Below are 23,556 nucleotides of genomic sequence, written 5' to 3' on the forward strand. Positions count from 1 at the left end.
GAGGGAGCGTGCTGTGGCTGCGGTATATCGCCCATGCTTTAGAGCTTTGCTGCTCTTCGCGGTGAGCTCAGGCTCGATGATCTGCTCGGTCGGCAGCAGTCCTTTGCTCGGGGAGGGTCAGTGCGGGCGCCGTCGTTATAGTCTCAGCGAGCATCGCTTGATCGGCGTTAACGGTGACATGCTTCACCGTGATCGACTGCTGCCCCCGCCCTCGATGGTGGTCTAGTCGTTCGGTCAACATCATCACGGTGCGGGTGGCCTTGTCGGCAAGCTGCAGGTATTTCGTTCTCGCCTGAAAGAACTCGGGTGGCTAGGCCCAGGCCTTCCGATACATCGCTAGCGCAGCCTCACGAAGTTTGCGCAAGGCTGGCGCGCCGAAGCCTGCAGGGCGAAGGCGAACTCGTTGCGTTTGCTTCGGCTCGGCAAGCCGAACAGGGGCAAGCTTCTTTCCGAGCCCTTCGCCGCCATCTCAACCCACCAATTTCCACCTCCCATCCCCCGCGCGCTTCAGCGCGGGATCCGGCACCCGCACATGTTCGGCGAGGAAATCGATGAACGCGCGCACGCGGGCGGGGAGGGGCGCGGTGTGGCCGACATAGACGGCGTGGATGTCTTCGCGGTCGCCGGGATTGTAGGTCTGAAGAACCGGTATGAGGCGGCCGGCCTCGATGTCGGGGCCGATGTGGAAAAGGGCGAGGCGGGCGAGGCCAACGCCGCCGAGGCAGAGGCGGCGGGCGACCTCGCCGTCGCTGGCGCGTGCGACCGGCGGCGGAACGGCTTCCTCGGCATGCTCGCCGCGCTTGAACGGCCAGCCGCCGCGGATGCGTGGAAAGGTCCAGCCGATGCCGCGGTGATCGGCGAGATCGCCCGGCGTCTTCGGCGTGCCGAAGCGTGCCAGATAGCTCGGAGCGCTGACGACCACCATGCGGCTGGTGCCGAGTTTGCGCGCGATCAGGCGCGAGGCCTTCAGAGGTCCGACACGGATGGCGACGTCGGCGCGCTCCTGCATCAGGTCGATCAACGTATCGGTCAGCACGAGGTCGAGTGTGATTTCGGGATGCTGTTCGAGGAAGCGCGGGATCAGCGGCATCATATGCAGCATGCCGAAAGGGATGTTGCTGTTGACCGTCAGGCGGCCGCGCGGCGCCGCGCCTGAGGCCGCCTCGCGCTCGGCCTCCTCCATCTCGCCGAGGATGCGGAGCGAGCGCTGGTAAAAGGCTTGGCCCTCCGCGGTGAGGGTGAGCTTGCGCGTGGTGCGGTTGATCAGCCGCGCGCCGAGCCGCGCCTCCAGCCGTGAGATCAGCTTGCTGACGCCCGACGGTGTCAGGCGCAGTTTTCGCGCGGCCTGCGTGAAGCCGCCGAGATCGACGACGCGGACGAAGACCTCCATCTCGGCGGAGCGGTTGGTGTCGAAACGGGCCATGTTGAATTGAAGTCATAAATGATTGGATTACGGACATGCTAATGGATTTGTCGCACGGCGGCTATGTGCGTGACCAGTCTCATCCATTGGAGCCACGCATGCCTCCCGCCGTCCTCGCGCTCACCGCCGGTGCCTTCGGTATCGGCACCACCGAATTCATCATCATGGGCCTGCTGCTCCAGGTCGCCGCCGACATGCATGTCTCCGTGCCGGTCGCGGGCCTGCTGATCTCCGGCTACGCTCTCGGCGTGTTTGTCGGCGCACCGGTGCTGACCCTGGCGACGCGCCGTATGCCGCGCAAAACCGTGCTGCTGGCGCTGATGGCGATCTTCACGCTCGGCAATGCCGCCTGCGCGCTCGCGCCGAACTACGAACTCCTGATGGCGGCGCGGGTGCTGACTTCGCTTGCCCATGGCACCTTTTTCGGCGTCGGCTCCGTGGTGGCGACCAGCCTCGTCGCCGAAGACAAGCGCGCCTCCGCCATTGCGACCATGTTCATCGGCCTGACCGTTGCGACGCTGTTAGGGGTGCCCTTCGGCGCCTGGTTGGGCCTGATGCTGGGCTGGCGTGCGGCGTTCTGGGCGGTGACGGTGATCGGCGTGATCGCCTTTGCCGTGGTGGCCGCGTTCGTGCCCGGCCATGTCGGCAACGGGGACAAGCCGATCTCGCTCGCCGAGGAGGTGGCGGTGCTCCGCCGCCCGCAGGTGCTGCTCGGCCTCGCCATGACCGTGTTCGGCTTTGCCGGCCTGTTCGTCGTCTTCACCTATATCCAGCCGATCCTGACCCGCTTCACCGGCTTTTCGGAAGGTGCGGTGTCGCCGATCCTGCTGGTGTTCGGCGCCGGCCTTGCGATCGGCAATGTCGCCGGCGGCAAGCTCGCCGACCGCGGCCTCGCACGTGCGCTAATCGGCACGCTGGCCGCGCTCGCGATCGTGCTGCTTGGCCTTGCCGCGGTGCTGTCGGTCAAGATCGCCGCCGTGGCTTTGATCCTCCTGCTCGGCATTGCCGCCTTCGCGACCGTCGCGCCGCTCCAGCTTCGCGTGCTGGAGGCCGCCGGCCCCAGTGGCCGCACCCTCGCCTCCAGCCTCAACATCGCCGCGTTCAATCTCGGCAACGCGCTCGGCGCCTGGGCCGGCGGCGTCGCCATCGATCGTGGACTCGGCCTGTCCACGCTGCCATTGGTCGCGGCCGGTATCACGGCGCTCGGCCTCGTGCTTGCGCTGTGGAGCCTCCAGCTCGACCGCCGGCAGGTCGCCGTCGCGGCGTGTCCGGCCGAATAGGAGAGGGATCGTGGACTATCGCAATCTCGGCGCGTCCGGTCTCAAGGTCCCCGTCCTCAGCTTCGGCACCGGCACGTTCGGTGGTCAGGGTCCGCTGTTCTCGGCCTGGGGCCACAGCGACGCGAATGAAGCGCGCCGGCTGATCGATATCTGCCTCGAGGCCGGCGTCAATCTGTTCGACAGCGCCGACGTCTATTCGAACGGCGCTTCCGAGCAGATCCTCGGCGCGGCCATCAAGGGCCGTCGCGACAAGGTGCTGATCTCGACCAAGATGAGCCTGCCGATGGGCGATGGCCCGCTCGATGCGGGCTCCTCTCGGCAGCGGCTGCTGATCTCGGTCGACGCAGCGCTGCGCCGGCTCGGCACACACCATCGACTTGCTTCAGCTCCATGCCTTCGATGCATTCACGCCGATCGAGGAGGTGCTGTCGACGCTCGATAGGCTCGTGCGCGCCGGCAAGCTGCGCTATGTCGGCGTCTCCAATTTCGCCGGCTGGCAGCTGATGAAATCGCTCGCCATTGCGGACCGCCACGGCTGGCCGCGTTATGTCGCGCACCAGGTCTATTACTCGCTGCTCGGCCGTGATTATGAATGGGAGCTGATGCCGTTGGCGCGCGACCAGGGCGTCGGCGCGCTGGTCTGGAGCCCGCTCGGCTGGGGCCGGCTGACCGAAAAGATCCGGCGCGGCCAGCCGTTGCCGGAAGCGAGCCGCCTGCACGCCACCGCGCAGTTCGGTCCGCCCGTGGACGAGCAGCGGCTTTACGCCGTCGTTGACGTGCTCGATGCGATCGCCGCGGAAACCGGCCGCTCCGTGCCGCAGGTTGCCATTGCCTGGCTGCTGTCACGCCCCACCGTCGCCTCCGTGATCATCGGTGCCCGCGACGAGGCGCAGCTGCGCGACAATCTCGGCGCGGTCGGCTGGTTGCTGAGCGCGGATCAGATCAAGCGCCTCGACGAGGTCAGCGCGGTGATGCCGCCCTATCCCTACTATCCCTATCGTATCCAGGAGGGCTTTGCGCGGCTCAACCCGCCGCTGGTCTAAGTGCAGCCGCCATGGACGTGACAGAGCGTCGCGGCGATGCGCCATGCAGAAACGCACCTGTACACGCCGACGTGACCTCCATAACCTCCGCCGCGCAATTTTTCGGAGATGCGACGTGGCGAAGACGACGGCAAGGAAGAAGAATGCTTCAAGCAAAGTAGCGAAGGCCAGGACGAGCACCGCTCGCAAGGGCGCCGTTGCAAAAAATGCGAAGAAGGCGGTCAGGAAGGTTGCGCCGCGTAAATCGGCCACGGCCCGTCGCCCCAAGGGGCCGGCCTGGCAATGGTCCGCGGTCGACACTGCGGCCGCAATCCGCAACGGCGCAATCTCCGCGGTCGAGACCGTCGAGGCGCATCTGGACCGGATGCGCGCCGTCAATCCCGCCCTGAATGCGGTCGTCGTCGATCTCAGCGAGGAGGCGCTGAAGGCCGCGCATGCCGCCGACAAGCAGCGCGCCAACGGCGGTGCGCTCGGCCTCCTGCACGGCGTTCCCATCACCATCAAGGAAAACGTCGATTACGAGGGTCGGCCGAATTTCAACGGCGTGCCCGCCAACAAGGATCTTATCGCGCCGTCGGATTCGCCTGTCGTGCGCAACCTCAAGAAGGCCGGCGCGATCGTCATCGGCCTCACCAACACGCCGGAATTCTCCTTTCGCGGCTTCACCGATAATCCCCTGCACGGGCTGACGCTCAATCCTTGGGATCCCAACATCACCTGCGGCGGCTCCTCGGGCGGCGCGGGTTCAGCGGTTGCCGCCGGCATCGGCACCATCGCCCATGGCAACGACATCGGCGGCTCGCTGCGCTGGCCGGCGCATTGCAATGGCGTTGCGACCGTCAAGCCGACGCAGGGCCGCATTCCCGCCTTCAACGCGAGCGCAACGGCAGAGCGTCCGATGCTGGCGCATCTGATGTCGGCGCAGGGGCCGCTTGCCCGTCATGTGGCCGACGTTCGCCTCGCGCTGGAGGTGATGAGTCAGCGCGATCCGCGCGATCCTTGGTGGGTGCCGGCGCCGCTGGCCGGCGAGAAGCCGAAGGGGCCGATCAAGGTGGCGCTGGCCAGGATTCCCGACGATATGGACGTCGATCCCTCCATCGCGGCGGCGCTGCGCCAGGCCGCCGATCACCTCGAGCGTTCCGGCTATCGCGTGACCGAGGTCGAGGTCCCCGACATCAACGGCGTCTGGCAGACCTGGTGCGACATCATCACCAACGAGACGATGGTGATGCAGGAGGCCGCCATGCTGAAGGTGACGTCCGAGGACTTCCACAAGGCCTGGGGCGGCATGAAGACCAAGGCCAATGTGCTCGATCTCAAGGCCTGGATGCAGGCGACCGCCGCGCGCAACGGCCATATTCGCGCCTGGCAGTTGTTCTTCGAGCAATATCCCGTGGTGCTGGCGCCGACCACGGTGAAGCCGACGCCGGGACCGCGCGAGGATACGATCAGTGCCGAGCGCGTGAGGGAGATTTTCTGGGGCGAGATCCGCTTCATCTCCGCGATCAACGTGCTGGGCCTGCCGGGCGCGGTCGTGCCTGTGGCCCTGCACGACGGCAAGCCGATCGCCGTGCAGCTCATTGCCGGCCGCTATCGTGAGGATCTCGCGCTCGATGCCGCAGCGGCGATCGAGAAGCGCGCCGGCGTGCTTGCCCATCGCCTCTGGGAGACGATGGCCTGAACCTGCGCGCAAGGGCTTCGCGCGTCAGGCACGAAGCCCTTGCGACGAAGCTGGTCAGTTCGTCAGATGCGAGGCGGCGATGGCCTTCTGGAACAGCGCGTTCAGTGCGTCGCTGATGCTTGCATCGCTCGAGACTTCGTAATAGTAGCCCGGCGTCGCGCAGGACTGCATCTTGGTCCCGATCGAGCTGCGCCACGGCGCGATGTAGGTGTTGTACCAGCTGTTGTTGGTGATCGCGAGATAGGTGGTGTAGAGCACCGCGATCTTGACCCCGCGCGCCTTGATGGTGTCGCAGATCGCCGTTGTCAGCGGCTCCTGGCATCGTCCCCCCGAGATCACCGTCTGGCTGCAACTCGAGGGATAGTAATAGTCGGCGACACCGTCGGAGACGAAGAACAGCCATTTCTGCGGCGAGTTGGACGAGCCATTGCCGGGCGTCGGAATCGTGCCGTTCATCGACGACAGGATGCCGTCGAAATCCGTGCACATGTCGCTGTTGTAGTTGCTGTAGGGGATCGTCATCAGGTCGACGGCGGAAACCGCGGTCTTCACCGATGAAAGGCTCGAGGTCAGCGTCGAGATGGTGGACAGGCCGATCGAGCTGCAATCGCTGCCCATGGTGTAGACCGCCATCCGGTACTGGTTGCTGACGAGCTGGCTCGCGGTTGCCGTGTCCGTCAGCGACTGGGTCGCGTCACGCACGAGGTCGATCCGCATCTTGATGCCGAGGTTCTTCGCGATCGAGTAATAGCTGTTGGTCTGTAGCGTCTTCTTCGAGCTCGACGTGTAGGTGTCGTGGCAGGCGAAGGCGCAGCTGTCGGATGTCGCATTCTGTAACTTGGTCATGTCGGCGGTCGTCGCGCCGAGCCCTTGCGACGGCGAGTTGTCCAGCAGCACGTAGAAGTCGATATAGGCGGGGAGGGAGGCGGCCGCACTCGATGTCGCCGTGAAACCGATGGTCTTGTAGCCTACAATTCCCATGAAATAGGTGGTCACGGCCGACGTCGCCGTCCCCGTGGCGGTGCGCGTGGTGACGCTGTCGGTCACGGTGATGGTCACCGAGCTCGTCGTCAGGCCGAGCGCGGACATCTGCCCGGTGAAGGTGTTGAGGGCGTCGCTCTGGGCGGCCGAGGCGCTCTTGGTGATTTCGCTCTTGGCGGTGGCAACCAGCACTGCGGTGTCGAGCGCCGCGATCAGTTTCGCTCTCGCCCGCGCGGCGAGGGAGTAGTCGACGGCCGCGCCGACGAAGGACAGCAGCGGGACCAGTGAGAGCGCAAAGATGACTGCGATGTTGCCATTTCGGTCGGAGACAAAGCGCGAAAGCAGGCGATGAGCATTCCGGGTGGAAAAGGTCAAACGAACGCATCCTTGAACGCAAACAATGCGCGGACGCTAGCACTCCGGAACTTACGCAAGAGTTGACTGCGATGTGAACACGCGTGTCCGTAGTGTTGCGGGGCATGTCGCAAGAGCGCGAGAAACCCCGACAAAAGCAGGACATTTCGAACGCGGTGTTCAGCGGACCCGTAGTATACCGGGGGGCGGTGCCGTTCGGGCGCGTGGCTTCGACATGCACGGATGCCGGGTCCTGCAAGAGCGCGTCAACTCAGAGTCAGGAGAGGGCGTGACGACAAATGATCGTCCGATCGCCCCGGCTCTCTTCGATTATCCGTATATTCCGAAGTTGGTCTGCCGGGCGCAGTTCGTCTGGTCGTCGACGGGACACAGGCATTCCTGATGGCAACCACATCGGAGATGAGAAGGGGCTCCCGGGTGCTCCGGCTCATGGAGCCGTCGCGCCAGCTCGGCAATTCATTAATCAAATTTGCCTCGAATTTTAGCCGATTCACCAACAACCGTTAGGGTTACTTCCTCGATCTCTAAGCGAATTATTGTCCGCTTTACCACCCGCCTCTAACAGAGGGAGGGCGGACAACGCACATGCCTCATACAGGCCAATAAGTGCGGCCCGCGCCCACGCGGAGGTGGCACGATGCGCAACGAGACGATCGCTATTCACGCCGGCTACGAGCCTGAAGCCACCACGCACGCGGTTGCGGTGCCGATCTACCAGACCGCGGCCTATGCCTTCGACAGCGCCGATCACGGCGCGGCCCTCTTCAATCTCGAGGCCGAAGGTTTCCGTTACAGCCGGATCGCCAATCCGACCAGCGCGGTGCTGGAGAAGCGCATCGCTCAGCTCGAGGGAGGTGTTGGCGCGCTCGCGGTCGCGACCGGCCAGGCGGCGCTGCATTTCGCTTTCGTCAACGTCGCCGATCACGGCGGCAACATCGTCTCCGTGCCGCAGCTCTACGGCACCACGCACACGCTGCTCTCGCACATCCTGCCGCGTCAGGGCGTCACCGGCCGCTTCGCCGAGAGCGACGCGCCTGAGGCGATCGCGAAGCTGATCGACGAGAACACCCGCGCCGTGTTCGCCGAGACCATCGGCAACCCCGCCGGCAATGTCTGCGACATCGAGGCGCTGGCGAAGGTCGCGCATGCCCATGGCGTGCCGCTGATCGTCGACAACACGGTCGCGACCCCGATCCTGCTGAGGCCGTTCGATTACGGCGCCGACATCGCCGTGCACTCGCTCACGAAGTTCCTGGGTGGCCACGGCACCACGCTCGGCGGCGCCATCGTCGATTCCGGAAATTTTCCGTGGGCGAAATACGTCGACCGCTTCCCGGCCTACAACAAGCCGGACGCCTCCTATCATGGCCTCGTCTATGCCGAGCGTTTCGGCAAGACCGCCTATATCGAGCGTGCGCGCAGTGTCTATCAGCGGACCATGGGCTCGGTGTTGTCGCCGTTCAACGCCTTCTTGCTGCTCCAGGGCATCGAAACCGTAGCGCTGCGCATGGAGCGCCATTGCGAGAACGCCCGCAAGGTCGCCGAATTCCTGCGGGGCGATCCGCGCGTTGCCTGGGTGAACTACACCGGCTTCCCCGACAGTCCTTATTATCCGCTGGTCCAGAAATATCTCGACGGCAACGCCTCCTCGCTGTTCACCTTCGGCATCAAGGGCGGCATGGAAGCCGGCAAGACTTTCTACGACGCGCTGAAGCTGATCACGCGCCTGGTCAATATCGGCGATGCCAAGTCGCTGGCCTGCCACCCGGCCTCGACCACGCACCGCCAGATGTCGGCGGAGCAGCAGCGCGCCGCCGGCGTGCTGCCGGAGACGATCCGTCTCTCGATCGGCATCGAGCATTCCGCCGATATCATCGAGGACATCGACCAGGCGCTTGAAAAAGCTTGCCCGTCGTCACGTCTCCAGGCCGCGGAGTAGGCGACGGCGCCCATGACGATCCTGATCGACAGGGATCAAGGTATCACGAGCCCGGCACTGGTGCCGGCCGAAGCCGATCTGGCGCGCGAGCAGGCCGGCACCGAGCTGACCATCGGGCTCATCAACAACATGCCTGATCCGGCGCTGAAGGCGACCGAGCGGCAGTTCATGAAGCTGCTCCAGTCTGCTGCAGGCCCGCGCCGCATCCGCTTCCATTGCTTCTCGCTGCCTTCGGTCAAGCGCTCGCCGGAAGCGACATGGCATGTCGAGAGCGAATATTCCGATCTTGCTGATCTCAAGCGCCGTCGGTTCGACGGACTGATCGTGACCGGCGCCGAGCCGGTCGCGCCGGAGCTCAATCAGGAACCGTACTGGCGCGACCTCACTGATCTCATCGACTGGGCCAAAGTCAACACGCGCTCGACGATCTGGTCATGCCTTGCCGCGCATGCCGCGGTGCTGCATCTCGACGGCATCGAACGGCGGCGGCTACCGGCCAAATGCCACGGCATCTTCGACTGCGAGGCCGTGACGAGCGATTCGCTGACGCAGGCCGCGCCCATGCCGCTCAAGGTCTCGCATTCGCGTCTCAACGAGCTCGTCGAGAGCGACCTCGCGCAAGCCGGTTATCAGGTTCTGACCCGCTCGTCCCTTGCCGGCGTCGACGTCTTCGTCCGCCAATATGCCAGCCGCTTCGTGTTCTTCCAGGGCCATCCCGAATACGACGCGCTGTCGCTCCAGCGCGAATATCTGCGCGATGTCGGGCGCTACCTCGCGCGCGAGCGCGATCATTATCCGCATTTGCCCATGAGCTATTTTGACGCAGCGACGGAAGAAAGGCTGGCTCGCTTCGAGAAGCGGGCAAGGCACGAGCGCCATCCGGCACTCAGTACCGACCTGCCCGCGCTGACCTTGCGCGACGATATTGCCGCCGGCAGCGCCGCGGCGGTATTGTTTCGCAACTGGCTGCAATGTCTCGGCGCGGAGGCGGATGCCTCGGTCCTTGCCCGCTAGCCGAAAGGCGTTGGTTCTGCGTTAGGATTACCCAAGCGTAAAGCTTGCCTCGCCCGTCGCGCAAATGTTTCACTGGCGAAATACGGAATCACGGGAAATGCGGTCGTGTGGTCGGCACTCCAGGGACGCGTGAGCAATCGGCTGGCCCGGCATTTCCGGGCCGCGCCGCACCGCTTGCCCGCGCATGCGCCGATGGTGAGCTTCACCTTCGACGATGCCCCTGATAGCGCCGCCGGCGACGGCGCCGCGCTGCTCGAAGCGCATGGCGGCCGCGGCACCTACTACATCGCGGGCAGCCTGATCGGCCGGCCGTCGGATCATTGGCATGGGCTGTCGAATGATGCGATCGTGCGGCTGCACCGGGCCGGCCACGAGATTGCCTGCCACACCTTCTCGCATCAGAGCTCGGTCAATTTCGACGAGGCCGCCATGGGCCGCGAGATCGAACGGAACCGCAGCCATATTCGCAGCCTCGATTCCTCGATCGCGCTGGAGAATTTCGCCTATCCTTATGGGATCGCCTCGTTCGCGCGTAAGCCGCAGCTCGCAAAGGCCTTCCGCTCGGCACGCGGCATCCTGCCTGGTGTCAACCGCGATGTCATCGACCTTCAATTCCTGCGCGCCTCGCCTCTGGTCAATTACGAGATCGATGCAGCGGGCGTCGATCGCTATTTCGACGAAGCGGTCGCGAGCGGCGGCTGGCTGATCTTCTACAGCCACGACGTCGCGGACGCGCCAAGCCCCTATGGCTGCACGCCGCATTTGATGCGCCACGCGCTGGAAGCGGCCCAGCGGCGCAGCATGCCGATCTTGACGGTCGCCGAAGCATTGCGACGGATCGGGGCGTAGGCCTTTTACCTCTCCCCGCCTGCGGGGAGAGGTCGGATTGCATCGGAGATGCAATCCGGGTGAGGGGGTACGGGTCCCTCGATTTATCCCATGTGCGGAGAGAAGCCCCTCACCCCAACCCTCTCCCCGTAAGAACGGGGAGAGGGGGAATAGGCAGCCCAAACGGTCTTGCCACGCCGCCGCCGCCATGCGACTGGCCTTGTGTCGAATCTCACGGCCGTGGTTCCTGCTCGCTCATGTCCGCCCCCTCCACAGCTCCGCTGCCTGCGCCGGCCGACGGCCGCGATGCGCTGTCGGTGCTGCATTCGGTGTTCGGCCTGCCGGGTTTCCGCGGGGCGCAAGGTGAGATCATCCGACACGTCACCGATGGCGGCAATTGCCTGGTGCTGATGCCGACCGGCGGCGGCAAGTCGCTGTGCTATCAGCTGCCGTCGCTGCTGCGCGAAGGCTGCGGCATCGTGGTCTCGCCACTGATCGCGCTGATGCGTGACCAGGTCGCAGGGCTGATCGAAGCCGGCGTCAACGCTGCCGCGCTGAACTCGTCGCTGACGTTCCAGGAAGCCTCCGAGATCGAGCGCCGCCTGATCGCGGGCGATCTCGACCTGCTCTATGTCGCGCCGGAACGGCTGGTCACGCCGCGCTGCCTGGCGATGCTAGCCCAGGCCAAGGTGGCGCTGTTCGCGATCGACGAGGCGCATTGCGTTTCGCAATGGGGCCACGACTTCCGCCCCGAATATGTCGGCCTCTCCATCATCGCCGAGCGTTTTCCGGACGTGCCGCGCATCGCGCTGACCGCGACCGCCGACGAGCTGACGCGCAAGGAGATCGTCGAGCGGCTGCGGCTTGCCGGTTCGCCGCAATTCGTTTCGAGCTTCGACCGCCCCAACATCCGCTACGAGATCGTCGACAAGCGCAATGCGGTGTCGCAGCTGAAAGATTTCATCCGGGAGCGCCACGCGGGCGATGCCGGCGTCGTCTATTGCCTGTCGCGCAACCGCGTCGAGGAGGTCGCCGCCGCGCTCGACGAGGCCGGCATTCCCGCGCTGCCCTATCACGCCGGGCTCGACGGCAGCGTCCGCTCGCGCAACCAGGACCGCTTCCTCAACGAGGACGGCATCGTCATCGTCGCAACCATCGCCTTCGGCATGGGCATCGACAAGCCCGATGTGCGCTTCGTCGCCCATCTCGACCTGCCCAAGAGCATCGAGGCCTATTACCAGGAGACCGGGCGCGCGGGCCGTGACGGCAAGCCGTCGACGGCCTGGATGGCTTACGGCCTGTCCGACATCGTGCAGCAGCGCCGCATGATCGACGAGTCCAGCGGCTCCGACGAGTTCAAGCGCGTGTCTATCCGCAAGCTCGATGCGCTGGTCGGGCTCGCCGAGACCGCGCATTGCCGGCGCAAGCGGCTGCTTGGGTATTTCGGCGAGAGCGTGCACAGCGAGAGCTGCGGCAATTGCGACAATTGCCTGACGCCGCCCAAAATGCGCGACGGCAAGGTGCTGGCGCAGAAGCTGCTGTCCTGCGCCTATCGCACGGGACAACGTTTTGGAGCGATGCATCTGATCGACGTTCTGGTCGGACGCCTGACCGAGAAGGTGACGCAGTTCGGCCACGACAAGCTGTCGGTGTTCGGGATCGGCCGCGAGCTCAACGAGAAGCAGTGGCGCACGGTGCTGCGGCAGCTGGTGGCGATGGGCCATTTGCAGAGCGACAGCGAAGCCTATGGCGCCCTGAAGCTGACCGACTCGGCGCGCGGGGTGCTGCGCGGTGAGACCGAGATATGGTTGCGTGAGGAGGCAGCTGGCACGCGGGTTCGTGCCAGCCGGACAAAATCCCGCCGCGGCGATCTCGCGCCGGCCGCGAATGCGCCGCAAGGCGATGTCGATCCCGAATTGCGCGCGCGCCTGCGCTCCTGGCGCTCGGACGTCGCGCGCGAGCGCGGCGTGCCGGCCTATGTGGTGCTGCACGATGCCACCATCGACGGCATCGTCCGGGCCTGGCCAACCACGCTCGACGAGCTCCGCAACGTCCCCGGCATCGGCGACAAGAAGCTCGAACATTACGGCGAGGAGCTGCTGCAGATCGTCAAGACGCGGTAGGGTGCCTCAATCTCTCCACGTCGTCATCCCGGACAAGCGCGCCCTAAGCGCGCGTAGATCCGGGATCCATAGCCACAGGACGACGTTGTCACGGTAAGCTTGCAACCACGAGTCTTCGCAAAACGATTGCTGCGGCGTATGGGTCCCGGGTCTGCGCTGACGCTTGCCCGGGACGACAGCGGTGTATGAGGCAGCGAAGCCGGGCCGCCTCAGCCGTTCCGGAACGCGTAGCCGTACCCGTTGAGTGCCGGCGCGCCGCCGAGATGGGCGTAGAGAATCTTGGCGCCCTTCTCGAAATAGCCCTTCTTGGTCAGGTCGATCAGGCCCTGCATCGATTTGCCTTCATAGACCGGGTCGGTGATCATCGCTTCCAGCCGCGCGGTGAGGCGGATCGCTTCCTTGGTCTCTTCCGACGGCACGCCATAGGCGGGATAGGCGTAGTCCTCTATCAGCACGACATCGTCGGCCACGATGTCCTTGCCGAGCTCGACCAGCTTGGCGGTGTTCTGCGCGATCGAGAGCACCTGCGCCTTCGTCTGCGCCGGCGTGAACGAGCCGTCGATGCCGATCACCTTTCGCGCACGGCCGTCGGCGGCGAAGCCGACCAGCATGCCGGCATGGGTCGAGCCGGTGACGGTGCAGACGATGATGTAGTCGAACTTGAAGCCGAGCTCGGCCTCCTGCTTGCGCACTTCCTCGGCGAAGCCGACATAGCCGAGCCCGCCATATTTGTGCACGGAGGCGCCGGCCGGGATCGCGTAGGGCTTGCCGCCGGCCGCTTTCACGTCCTCGATCGCCTGCTCCCAGCTCTTGCGGATGCCGATGTCAAAGCCGTCATCGACCAGGCGCACGTCGGCGCCCATGATGCGCGACAGCATGATGTTGCCGACACGGTCGTAGACGGCGTCCTCGTGCGGCACCCAGGCTTCCTGCACCAGGCGGCACTTCATGCCGATCTTGGCGGCGACCGCGGCGATCATGCGGGTGTGGTTGGACTGCACGCCGCCGATCGACACCAGCGTGTCGGCGTTAGAGGCGATCGCGTCGGGGATGATGTATTCGAGCTTGCGCAGCTTGTTGCCGCCATAGGCAAGGCCCGAGTTGCAGTCCTCGCGCTTGGCATAGATCTCGACATTGCCGCCGAGATGTTTTGACAGCCGCTCCAGCTTCTCGATGGGCGTCGGGCCGAAGGTCAGCGGATAGCGCGGAAATTGGTCCAGCTTCATGGGTCATCCCTGATGGCGTTGATGTCTGGAATTGGCTAGCATTGACCTGCGGAAATGTGCTCTCGAATATTGCGCCCATATTGCGCTGAATCTTGCATATAAGTCGCTGAAAGACGTGATATCTTCCATATAAACGGTAATCTACGGAAGCTTCTTCCATGTCCGCTCGTCTCGACCGAATTGACCTCAAGATGTTGAGATTGCTGCAGAATAACGGCCGGCTCAGCAATGCCGAGCTGGCCGCATCCGTCGCCATCAGCCCGGCCACCTGCCATCGCCGCACCCAGCGCCTGTTCGAGGACGGCTTCATCGCCACCGTGCGCGCCATGGTCGCGCCGAAGAAGGTAGCCAAGGGGACGCTGGTCATGGTCGGCGTGGTGCTCGACCGCTCGACGCCGGAGAGCTTTGCCATCTTCGAGCAGGCGATCGCAAAGCTGAAATTCGTGCTCGATTGCCACCTCGTCGCCGGCGACTTCGATTACTTCCTGAAGATCCGCGTCGGCGACATGGAGGACTTCAACCGCATCCATGGCGAGCAGCTGATCGCGCTGCCCGGCGTGCGCCAGACCCGCACCTTCTTCGTGATGAAGGAAGTCGTCGACAACGCGCCGCTGGAGTTTTGAACCATAGCGTTTTCCAGCGAACTGGAAACCGGTTCGCGTCAGAAAACGCGTCAAAACAAGGGCTCTTGATGCGCGATGCGCGTCATGAGAGATTCCTCCGATGCAGACATTCCCCTTCCGTCACCTCAATCCGGCCGGGCCGGCCTATCGGCGCGGCTGGGTCGACGAGGCCATCGCCGCGATCGAGGCCGACCAGTGCCGCACCGCCGACACGCATTTGATCCGGCTGATCGTGCCGGCGCTGTCAGGCATCGACATCTATCTAAAGGATGAGTCCACGCACCCGACCGGCAGCCTGAAGCACCGCCTGGCGCGCTCGCTGTTCCTCTACGCGCTCTGCAACGGTCATATCCGCCAGGGCACGCCCGTCGTCGAGGCCTCGTCGGGATCGACCGCGGTGTCGGAAGCCTATTTCGCGCAGATGATCGGCGTGCCCTTTTACGCCGTGATGCCCCGCACGACGTCGGCGGAGAAGATCGCCGCGATCGCGCATTATGGCGGCAACTGCCATCTGATCGACGACGGCCGCGCGCTCTACGCAGAAGCGGCGGCACTCGCCGATCGGCTGAACGGCCATTACATGGACCAGTTCACTTTTGCCGAGCGCGCCACCGACTGGCGCGGCAACAACAACATCGCCGAATCGATTTTCACGCAATTGGCGGGCGAGCCGCGACCGATCCCGGACTGGATCGTGATGGGCGCGGGCACCGGCGGCACATCGGCGACCATCGGACGGTACTTGCGCTATCGCCAATATCCGACACGGCTGTGCGTTGCCGATGTCCAGCATTCCGCTTTCTTCGACTGTTTCCGCACGCAGGACCGCTCGCATGTTTGCGAACGCCCGTCGCTGATCGAGGGCGTCGGACGTCCGCGCTGCGAGCCCTCTTTCGTGCCCGGTGTGGTCGATCGCATGATGAAGATTCCGGATGCGGCAACGATCGCGGCGATGAATGTGCTGTCGCGCCGGCTGCGCCGCGTGGTCGGCGGCTCCACCGGCACCAATTTCCTTGCGCTGTGCCGGCTTGCCTCGGAGATGCGCAAGGCGGGCCATACCGGATCGCTGGTGACGCTGATCTGCGATTCCGGCGAGCGCTACCGGCAGACCTATTACGAGGCTGAATGGCTGAAAACGCGCGGCCTCGATCCGGCGCCGTTCGAGGCGGCGCTCTCGTCGTTCCTTGCGACGGGCGAGCCGTTGGCATTGGACGTCGACGACGTCGCAAATCCGCAAAGCGTAGCGGCTTCATAACTGATGTCGCCGTGCGATTTGCAAAATGGCACGGCTCGTCACGGCAACTTCACTTGCCATGTGCACGCATGCGGGCGAGCTTTGCGGCTTCTCAACGAGGAGATCCTGCCGTGCGCCTTCCTATTCTCGATCCGAAAGACCTGAGCGCCGAACAGAAGCCGCTGTATGACGATATGCAAGCCGGCATCAAGGACCACTTCAAGGGCTTCGTGAACATGCGCGACGACGGCGCGCTGCTCGGTCCCTGGAATCCCTGGATCCGCGAGCCGCGCTTCGGCAAGCCGGTTTGGGAGCTGGTCAAGGCGATTGCGTCGAACCCGCTGCTGCCGGCCCCGGTGCGCGAGGTCGCGATTCTCGTCACCGGCTCGCATTTCCGTTCCGGCTACGAACTCTACGCCCATGTGCTGGTCGCCGAGCAGCGCGGCCTCTCCGACGAGAAGCTCGCCACCATCGTCGCCGGCCAGCGGCCGGTTGATCTGACCAGGCAGGAAGCAGTCGCCTACGACATGGCTTCGGCGCTGGTGAGCGGCGGCGTGCTGCCGGAGTTGACTTATCGGGCCGCCGTCAAGGAATTCGGCGAGCACGGCGCGGCCGAGCTGTCCTATCTCGTCGGCGTCTATTGCATGGTCTCGGTCACGCTCAACACCTTCGACGTACCGGTGCCGGATTAATTGCGGACGGCGTAAAGCGGCGTGCGCAACGTCAGCTGGTACGACGGCTTCGGCATCCATGCGATCTGCGCGGTGATGCCGAACAGGCGGTTGTCGTTGTCGTCCATGCGGTCGAGATCGAGGCGCAGGATCGGCTGGGTGAAGGACTCCGCCAGCGTCCGGCCGGCGAACTGCGCGCCGCCGAATGACTGCATGCCGAGGCGCCCGGTAAATTTCCAATTGCTCGGCCATTGGTAAAAGCCACCGGCGTAAAGGATCGTGTTGGGCCGGATACTGGCGAACGGGCTTGCGATCGTAGTGTAGGTGTTTTGCAAGCCGGCTAGCCAGCCCCGCGTCTCGTCCTCGTCGAGCGCGTAGTCGAATTCAAGGACGTTGTTGAACGTGTTGGTCATGCCCGGCTCGTTCGGCACCGACTGCGTCAGGGTCGATTGCAGCGTGATGGTCGGAATCCTTCCGCCGTTCTGTTGATAGAGATCGGCCTGGACGCCGATATTCCAGCTGGTGATGTCGAAGGACGACCAGCCGCCGCCGATATCCGTCGTCGAGCCCGACACGCCGCCATAGAGCGAGACGCGGTCGCTGACATCGACGGTCAGCGGCACGTCCACGGCGATCGATTTTGCGGCCGGCAAACCGTTCGGCAGCGTCGTGCCGCGTCGGGCCGCCAGCGCTTCGAACGCGGCCGACAACGATGTATTGCCGAAGCCGAGCCCCAGTGTGCCCGCCGGGATCGTTGCATAGGTCGTGCGCAGATCGAGATAGATGTTAGGGACGTCAGGCTTCGCCGGGGCGTCCTCATCCTCCTCATCGGCGGCGCACGCGGCGCCTTCCGACAGCGCCAGACAGAACAGCCCCATCGCGGCGGCGCGCAAGGCCTGTCGATGTGATGGCCGTTGATGGGGCACGTGACAATCCGACGCGTGGCAATTTGATGACGGGACCGTTGTTAGATGGAACGTGATCGCGCGTGTGGTCAAGCGCCATCCGCAGCCGATGGACGGCGCGGCTGTGCACGGTTACCCTGCCGTGATCGCACCGACACACTCCCAGGCCAGAGTGCAGGCCGGACAATTGGAAGGACGACCGCCATGAACACGTCACGCCGCATCCTGCTCACCGGCCTGGCGGGCCTCGCCGTCGCCCCGGCCACTGTCGCGGCCAGCGTGCCGTCGCCCGGGCCCGGCGACGTGACGGTCGCCGAAGAGCGTTTTGCGCGCACGATCGCCGCCGCGCACGCCCCAGACATCACCTGCGCACGGCAGGCCGAGCGTTATGCGGACGCGCATTGGCCGGACTATGTGGTGGCGGCGAGGGCGGTGCTCGGCGCGCGCGCGTGATTCGCTTTTATCTCGCCACTGCCCGCCGCACCTGCTCGCCGATCTGCGACAGCACGAGCTGTGCCTGCGGCAGGATTGCTCCCATGGCGTGGAAATTGTGGACCATGCCGTCGTGGCAGATGTGCTCGACGGCAACGCCTGCGGCGAGCAGCTTGCGTGCATAGGCATTGCCCTCGTCGCGCATCGGATCGAATTCGGCAGTGTGGATGATCGCGGTCGGCAGGCCCGCGAGCCGCGTCGCGCGCAGGGGCGAGATGCGGGGATCGGCGGCGTCGACGCCGTCGGGAAGATAGTCGGACAGATCGGCTTCGATCGTGACGCGGTCGATCAGATGGCCTTCGGCGAATTCCTCGCGCGAGGGCGAGGTCTCCTCGAAATCCAGCACCGGGCAGATCAGGCATTGCGCGACGATCGAAAGACCGGCGATCTGCGCCGCCTGCTGGCACACGATCGCAGCGAGCGTGGCGCCGGCGGAATCGCCGCCGATCACGAGGCGTTCGGCGTCGATGCCGAGCGATGAGGCCTGTCGCGCCACCCATTCGGTGGCGGCGACCGCATCGTCCACGGCTGCGGGATATTTGTACTCGGGCGCGAGCCGGTAGTCGACCGAGACCAGTCGGCAGCCAGTGGCATGCGCGAGTGCCGCGGCGATGCGGTCATGCGTGGCAATGCTGCCGGCGACGAGCCCGCCGCCATGAAAGAACACGAAGCCCGGCGTGGGCTCGCCGGCATTTGCCGGCGAATAGAGCCGATAGGGCAGATCCCCGCCGGGGCCGGGCAGGGTGCCGTCGGATGCGCTTATATCCGGCGCATCGGTGCGCGCGAACTGCATCAGTTTGGCCAGCGACTGCCGCCTTGCCTCCACGCTCGGCCGGCTCCGTGCCTGCGGCCCGGCCGCAGCCATCATGGTCAACAAACGCTTTGCGAGCGGATCGAGCGGCATGGCACTCCTCGTCTCCTTGCGGGCGAGGTTAACTCATCATCTTCCCGCAGGGAATCATTTAGAAATGGCGCTCAATAGTGACGCTATACTGCGGCATCACGCCAACGGGAGGCCGGTCATGGTCGAGATCAAGAAACCCATCGAATATTCGCCGAGCTGGACCTTCTTCGAGGGCAAATGGCACGACGGCAATGTGCCGATCATGGGGCCGCGCACGCATGCGGCCTGGCTCGGCTCGGTCGTGTTCGATGGCGCCCGCGCGTTCGAGGGTGTTGCACCGGATCTCGACCGTCACGTCGCCCGCGCCAATCAATCCGCGATCAATTTCGGCCTGAAGCCGGTGGTCGATGCCGCCACCTGGCTCACGCTCGCGAACGAAGGCATCGCGCGCTTCGCGCCGAATGCCGAGCTCTACATCCGTCCGATGTATTGGGCGCAGAACGGCTCGGGCGGCGGCGTGCTGTTCGATCCTGAAACCACCAATTGGTGCTTGTGCATCTACGAGGCGCCCATGCCAAAGCCGGTCGGCAATGCGATCACGCTGTCGCCGTTCCGCAGGCCGACCGCCGAATGCGCGCCGGTCGAAGCCAAGGCGGCCTGCCTCTATCCGAACAATTCGCGGGCTCTGGCGGAGGCGGCCGCCCGCGGCTTCAACAACGCGCTGATGCTCGACATGCTCGGCAATGTCGCAGAGTTTGGCAATTCCAACGTGTTCATGGCCAAGGACGGCGTCGTGTTCACACCGGTGCCGAACGGCACGTTCCTCAACGGCATCACGCGCCAACGCGTCATCAGCCTGCTGCGCGGCGACGGCGTCACCGTGGTCGAGAAGACGCTGCGCTATGCCGATTTCCTCACCGCCGACGAGATCTTCTCAACCGGCAATTTTGCCAAGGTCGCACCCGTGATCCGCATCGACGAGCGCGAGCTGAAGCCCGGCCCGCTCTACACCAAGGCGCGAAAGCTCTATTGGGACTTTGCGCATGCGGTGAAGCTGGCGGCTTGATACTCGTTTCCCGTCGTCATGCCCGGGACGAGCCCGGCCCTGACGGAGCTACCGCCTTCGAAACCTGCTAAACTGGAACGCCTGCGTCGAATTCCACGGCGTGTGATGCGTCTCCCTCCGCGTCTCCATCAGCTCGAACTCTGCTCCGAGCTCCGCCGCAAGGCTCGCGCTGTCGTACCGCTGCACCTGCAGGCCGCTGCATTTCTCCGGACCGTCCGGGGCGAACGTTGCGATGATCACGTGCCCCCCGGGCGCAACCGCCGATCGCAGACGCTCGACGTAAGCGGCCCTGTCGTGCGGATCGGTCAGGAAGTGAAACGCTGCGCGATCATGCCAGACCTCATAGGACTTCGCCGGCTGCCATGTGGTGGCGTCGGCGACGATCCAGTCGACCATCGATGCGGCCTCGCCGATACGCTGTCTGGCTGCCGCGAGCGCATTGGCGGAAAGGTCCAGCACGGTGATGTCGCGATAGCCGCCTTGCAGCAGCGCATCGACCAGCCGCGAGGCTCCCCCGCCGATGTCGATGATGGCCGCGCCATGCTGCGGATTGGCCGCACGAATCATCTCGAGTGAGGTCGCCGGGCTGTCCTGAAACCAGCTGACTTCGGTCTCGCCCTTGGTGGCGTAGACGTTCTGCCAATGTGTGCTGCGGCCAGACATGAGCGGCTCCGGCCTTGGCCGGGACGGCGGCGCCCGCCCATGCGGACGCCTCGGTGCGAGAGCGAAAGCCTATTCGTCCTTCTTCGACATTCGCTCGAGGCGTTCCTGCATGTCCTTCATCTGCTGACGCAGGTCGTCGATGTTGCTGTCCGTCGCCGCCGGGGCGTTGGCATCAGGCTCCGGCTCCGGAGTGGCGGCCGGGCGGCCTGCGCTCGGCGCGAACGGCTTGAACATCGAGAAGGTCTGCTGGAACAGCTCCATGTTACGGCGGACTTGTTCTTCCAGCGGAGCGAACGGAGTGCCGGACAGCGTGTTGGCGATCTGCTTGCGGAACTTCTCCTGCTCCTGGGTCAGCGTCGCGATCGACTGCTCCAGATATTTCGGCACCACCATCTGCATGCTGTCGCCGTAGAAGCGGATCAGCTGGCGCAGGAAGGTGGTCGGCAAGAGGTTCTGGCCAGCCTTGTTCTCCTGCTCGAAGATGATCTGCGCGAGCACGGAGCGGGTGATGTCGTCGCCGGTCTTGGCGTCGTAGACCAGGAAATCTTCGCCGTCCTTGACCATGGCGGCGAGGTCTTCCAGCGTCACATAGGTGCTCGTTCCGGTGTTATAGAGCCGGCGGTTCGCGTATTTCTTGATGGTCGTGGGTTGGTCTGATTTCGCCATGGGCTCTCACTTGCAAACGCTGAGAACGGGAACCTTGCGGCCATGCCGCAGGGCGGGAAGAGTACGCAACGCAACAAAATAAGCATTTTCAACGGGCTCACGCTACCGTTTTGTGCGGCACGGTTAATTGCACAGCAAAAACGTGCTTGCGAAAGCGCCAAGGACGCTATTTTGAATGCGGTGCGGCATTGACATGCCGCAACGACGTTAACAGGATGCCGGACGAGACTGACGGGCCATTTCCAATCGCCCGCCTGCCCCTTTCGTCAGAACCTCAAGCCCCAGGAGATGCCCATGTCAGACGATGTCGTCATCGTCAGCGCCGCCCGCACCCCGGTCGGAAGCTTCAACGGAGCCTTCGCGACCCTTCCCGCCCATGACCTCGGCGCCATCGCCATCAAGGCCGCGCTGGAGCGCGGTGGCATCGAGCCCGGCCGGGTCTCGGAAGTCATCATGGGCCAGATCCTGACCGCCGCCCAGGGTCAGAACCCCGCCCGCCAGGCCTCGATCGGCGCGGGCATTCCGGTGGAGAGCCCGGCCTGGGGCGTCAACCAGCTTTGCGGCTCGGGCCTGCGCACGGTCGCGCTCGGCTACCAGGCGCTGCTCAATGGCGATTCCGAAATCGTGGTCGCCGGCGGCCAGGAATCGATGAGCATGGCTCCGCACGCCCAGCATCTACGCGGCGGCGTCAAGATGGGCGGGCTCGAACTGGTCGACACCATGATCAAGGACGGCCTGTGGGATGCCTTCAACGGCTACCACATGGGCAATACCGCCGAGAACGTCGCACGGCAGTGGCAGATCACCCGCGCGCAGCAGGACGAGTTCGCGGTGGCCTCGCAGCAGAAGGCGGAAGCTGCGCAGAAGGCCGGCAAGTTCAACGACGAGATCGTTCCCGTCATCATCAAGACCCGCAAGGGCGACATCGTCGTCAGCGCCGACGAATATCCGCGTCATGGCGCCACGCTCGATGCGATGGCCAAGCTCAAGCCCGCCTTCGAGAAGGACGGCACGGTCACCGCAGGCTCGGCCTCCGGCATCAATGACGGCGCCGCCGCCGTGGTGCTGATGACCGCCAAGCAGGCCGCCAAGGAAGGCAAGAAGCCGCTCGCCCGAATCGTCTCGTGGGCGCAGGCCGGCGTCGATCCGAAGATCATGGGCTCGGGCCCGATCCCGGCTTCGCGCGCCGCGCTGAAGAAGGCCGGCTGGAGCGTCGGTGATCTCGATCTGATCGAGGCCAACGAAGCTTTCGCGGCGCAGGCCTGTGCTGTCAACAAGGACCTCGGCTGGGATACCGCCAAGGTCAATGTCAACGGCGGTGCGATCGCGATCGGTCACCCGGTCGGCGCCTCCGGCGCGCGCGTGCTGGTGACGCTGCTGCACGAGATGCAGAAGCGCGATTCGAAGAAGGGCCTCGCCACGCTGTGCATCGGCGGCGGCATGGGCATCGCAATGTGTCTGGCGCGCGACTGAAAATGACACTTGACTGACGGGTGCGCTGCACACGTCAGTGAGTGCGTTGCACGCGACTAAAAAGGCGGCGGTTGCAAATCAAATATTCTTCGCAACCGCGCAAGCCTCGACTAAAGAGAAACGCCCGGCTCAACGCCGGGCGTTTTGTTCTTGATGTCCGTCAAACCAGCCGCATAATCCTCCGCTAAAAACGATCACTCAGAAACGTCCGACGAGTCCAAGGAAGAGTCCAAGGGAAGGAATACGATATGGCACGAGTTGCATTGGTGACGGGCGGTACGCGGGGCATCGGAGCTGCGATCTGCAAGGCGTTGAAGGCGGCCGGCTACAAGGTCGCGGCGAGCTATGCGGGCAACGACGCGGCGGCGGAGAAGTTCAAGGCCGAGACCGGCATCGCCGTCTACAAATGGGACGTCAGCAATTTCGACGCGTGCGCCGAGGGCGTGAAAAAGGTCGAGGCCGAGGTCGGCCCGATCGATGTGCTCGTCAACAATGCCGGCATCACCAAGGACGGCGCCTTCCACAAGATGAGCCTGGAGCATTGGAATGCCGTGATCGGCACCAATCTCGGCTCGCTGTTCAACATGTCGCGCCAGGTGATCGAGGGCATGCGCGGCCGGAAGTTCGGCCGCATCATCAACATCTCCTCGATCAACGGACAGAAGGGCCAGTTCGGCCAGGTGAACTATTCCGCGGCCAAGGCCGGTGAGATCGGCTTCACCAAGGCCTTGGCGCTCGAGAACGCCAAGGCAGGCGTCACCGTGAACGCGATCTGCCCCGGCTACATCAACACCGAGATGGTGCAGGCGGTGCCGAAGGACGTGCTGGAAAAGGCCATCCTGCCGCTGATTCCGATCGGCCGCCTCGGCGAGCCCGAGGAGATCGCGCGCGCGGTCGTGTTCCTCGCGGCGGACGAAGCCGGCGCCATCACCGGCTCGACGCTGACCGTCAACGGCGGCCAGTACATGGTGTGATGCGTTCGCATCACGTTCGATCATAAAGCCAA

The 23,556-nt window shown here is 64.7% G+C and carries 20 protein-coding genes and 1 pseudogene; 14 read left to right on the forward strand and 7 right to left on the reverse strand.

What is annotated here, in order from left to right:
* Nucleotides 1–469 precede the first annotated feature (469 nt).
* Entirely contained in the window at nt 470–1,423 is a 954-nt protein-coding gene (locus tag HYH08_RS20270) for a LysR family transcriptional regulator (protein WP_220011579.1), read from the reverse strand.
* A 98-nt stretch (nt 1,424–1,521) separates the two neighbouring features.
* On the opposite strand from HYH08_RS20270, the gene HYH08_RS20275 reads away from it, so the two are divergent.
* The 3 genes and pseudogenes from HYH08_RS20275 (at nt 1,522) to HYH08_RS20285 (ending at nt 5,427) form a co-directional block, all read left to right on the forward strand.
* Entirely contained in the window at nt 1,522–2,703 is a 1,182-nt protein-coding gene (locus HYH08_RS20275) for an MFS transporter (protein WP_220011580.1), read from the forward strand.
* Between the two features lie 10 nt (nt 2,704–2,713).
* Nucleotides 2,714–3,746: pseudogene (locus HYH08_RS20280) on the forward strand (aldo/keto reductase).
* A 115-nt stretch (nt 3,747–3,861) separates the two neighbouring features.
* Nucleotides 3,862–5,427 (forward strand): amidase family protein, encoded by a 1,566-nt coding sequence (locus HYH08_RS20285; protein ID WP_220011758.1) that lies wholly within the window; start codon nt 3,862–3,864, stop codon nt 5,425–5,427.
* Nucleotides 5,428–5,481: 54 nt separating this feature from the next.
* Here the strand turns inward: HYH08_RS20285 and HYH08_RS20290 are convergent, their stop codons facing one another.
* Nucleotides 5,482–6,783, reverse strand: a complete 1,302-nt coding sequence (locus tag HYH08_RS20290) for a TadE/TadG family type IV pilus assembly protein (RefSeq protein ID WP_220011581.1) — start codon at nt 6,781–6,783, stop codon at nt 5,482–5,484.
* A gap of 637 nt (nt 6,784–7,420) precedes the next feature.
* Here HYH08_RS20290 and HYH08_RS20295 point away from each other — a divergent pair.
* The 4 genes from HYH08_RS20295 to recQ all read left to right on the forward strand — a co-directional run bounded on the left by HYH08_RS20295 (nt 7,421) and on the right by recQ (nt 12,687).
* Nucleotides 7,421–8,722 carry an O-acetylhomoserine aminocarboxypropyltransferase/cysteine synthase family protein gene (locus HYH08_RS20295; protein WP_220011582.1) on the forward strand — a complete coding sequence of 434 codons (1,302 nt, stop codon included), beginning with the start codon at nt 7,421–7,423 and terminating at the stop codon, nt 8,720–8,722.
* A gap of 12 nt (nt 8,723–8,734) precedes the next feature.
* Nucleotides 8,735–9,736, forward strand: coding sequence for a homoserine O-succinyltransferase MetA (gene metA / locus HYH08_RS20300; RefSeq protein ID WP_220011583.1), 1,002 nt, complete (start codon nt 8,735–8,737; stop codon nt 9,734–9,736).
* Between the two features lie 105 nt (nt 9,737–9,841).
* Nucleotides 9,842–10,585, forward strand: a complete 744-nt coding sequence (locus HYH08_RS20305; protein ID WP_220011584.1) for a polysaccharide deacetylase family protein — start codon at nt 9,842–9,844, stop codon at nt 10,583–10,585.
* Nucleotides 10,586–10,821: 236 nt separating this feature from the next.
* Complete coding sequence (gene recQ, locus HYH08_RS20310) at nt 10,822–12,687, forward strand: DNA helicase RecQ (RefSeq protein WP_220011585.1); 1,866 nt, start codon at nt 10,822–10,824, stop codon at nt 12,685–12,687.
* A 209-nt stretch (nt 12,688–12,896) separates the two neighbouring features.
* Here recQ and HYH08_RS20315 read toward each other — a convergent pair whose 3' ends face one another.
* Nucleotides 12,897–13,913, reverse strand: a complete 1,017-nt coding sequence (locus HYH08_RS20315; protein WP_220011586.1) for a 1-aminocyclopropane-1-carboxylate deaminase — start codon at nt 13,911–13,913, stop codon at nt 12,897–12,899.
* Between the two features lie 158 nt (nt 13,914–14,071).
* Between HYH08_RS20315 and HYH08_RS20320 the strand changes: the two genes are divergently transcribed.
* From HYH08_RS20320 to HYH08_RS20330, 3 genes are all read left to right on the forward strand, one after another.
* The gene (locus HYH08_RS20320) at nt 14,072–14,536 is read left to right on the forward strand and encodes an Lrp/AsnC family transcriptional regulator (RefSeq protein ID WP_220011587.1); all 465 of its coding nucleotides are present in this window, start codon (nt 14,072–14,074) and stop codon (nt 14,534–14,536) included.
* 100 nt (nt 14,537–14,636) lie between these two features.
* Complete coding sequence (locus HYH08_RS20325; RefSeq protein WP_220011588.1) at nt 14,637–15,791, forward strand: PLP-dependent cysteine synthase family protein; 1,155 nt, start codon at nt 14,637–14,639, stop codon at nt 15,789–15,791.
* 110 nt (nt 15,792–15,901) lie between these two features.
* Nucleotides 15,902–16,462, forward strand: coding sequence for a carboxymuconolactone decarboxylase family protein (locus HYH08_RS20330; RefSeq protein ID WP_220011589.1), 561 nt, complete (start codon nt 15,902–15,904; stop codon nt 16,460–16,462).
* Here the strand turns inward: HYH08_RS20330 and HYH08_RS20335 are convergent.
* The gene (locus HYH08_RS20335) at nt 16,459–17,334 is read right to left on the reverse strand and encodes a hypothetical protein (RefSeq protein WP_220011759.1); all 876 of its coding nucleotides are present in this window, start codon (nt 17,332–17,334) and stop codon (nt 16,459–16,461) included. The genes HYH08_RS20330 and HYH08_RS20335 overlap by 4 nt on opposite strands.
* Nucleotides 17,335–17,550: 216 nt before the next feature.
* On the opposite strand from HYH08_RS20335, the gene HYH08_RS20340 reads away from it, so the two are divergent.
* Nucleotides 17,551–17,799, forward strand: a complete 249-nt coding sequence (locus tag HYH08_RS20340; protein WP_220011590.1) for a hypothetical protein — start codon at nt 17,551–17,553, stop codon at nt 17,797–17,799.
* Between the two features lie 7 nt (nt 17,800–17,806).
* Here the strand turns inward: HYH08_RS20340 and HYH08_RS20345 are convergent, their stop codons facing one another.
* On the reverse strand, nt 17,807–18,742 hold the full coding sequence (locus tag HYH08_RS20345; RefSeq protein WP_220011591.1) for an alpha/beta hydrolase: 936 nt from the start codon (nt 18,740–18,742) through the stop codon (nt 17,807–17,809).
* A gap of 118 nt (nt 18,743–18,860) precedes the next feature.
* Between HYH08_RS20345 and HYH08_RS20350 the strand changes: the two genes are divergently transcribed.
* Complete coding sequence (locus tag HYH08_RS20350; protein WP_220011592.1) at nt 18,861–19,748, forward strand: branched-chain amino acid aminotransferase; 888 nt, start codon at nt 18,861–18,863, stop codon at nt 19,746–19,748.
* A gap of 48 nt (nt 19,749–19,796) precedes the next feature.
* On the opposite strand, the gene HYH08_RS20355 is transcribed toward HYH08_RS20350, so the two are convergent.
* Together HYH08_RS20355 and phaR are read right to left on the reverse strand one after the other, a co-directional pair.
* On the reverse strand, nt 19,797–20,411 hold the full coding sequence (locus HYH08_RS20355; RefSeq protein ID WP_220011593.1) for a class I SAM-dependent methyltransferase: 615 nt from the start codon (nt 20,409–20,411) through the stop codon (nt 19,797–19,799).
* A 69-nt stretch (nt 20,412–20,480) separates the two neighbouring features.
* A complete protein-coding gene (gene phaR / locus HYH08_RS20360) occupies nt 20,481–21,077 on the reverse strand; it encodes a polyhydroxyalkanoate synthesis repressor PhaR (protein WP_220011594.1) in 597 nt (198 codons plus the stop codon).
* Between the two features lie 294 nt (nt 21,078–21,371).
* On the opposite strand from phaR, the gene HYH08_RS20365 reads away from it, so the two are divergent.
* Together HYH08_RS20365 and phbB are read left to right on the forward strand one after the other, a co-directional pair.
* Complete coding sequence (locus HYH08_RS20365; RefSeq protein ID WP_220011595.1) at nt 21,372–22,550, forward strand: acetyl-CoA C-acetyltransferase; 1,179 nt, start codon at nt 21,372–21,374, stop codon at nt 22,548–22,550.
* Between the two features lie 248 nt (nt 22,551–22,798).
* Nucleotides 22,799–23,524: an acetoacetyl-CoA reductase gene (gene phbB / locus HYH08_RS20370; protein WP_220011596.1), complete on the forward strand. Its 726-nt coding sequence runs from the start codon at nt 22,799–22,801 to the stop codon at nt 23,522–23,524.
* The last annotated feature ends 32 nt before the right edge of the window (nt 23,525–23,556 follow it).

Source organism: Bradyrhizobium sp. BR 10289 (assembly GCF_019455385.1).
GTDB lineage: Bacteria > Pseudomonadota > Alphaproteobacteria > Rhizobiales > Xanthobacteraceae > Bradyrhizobium.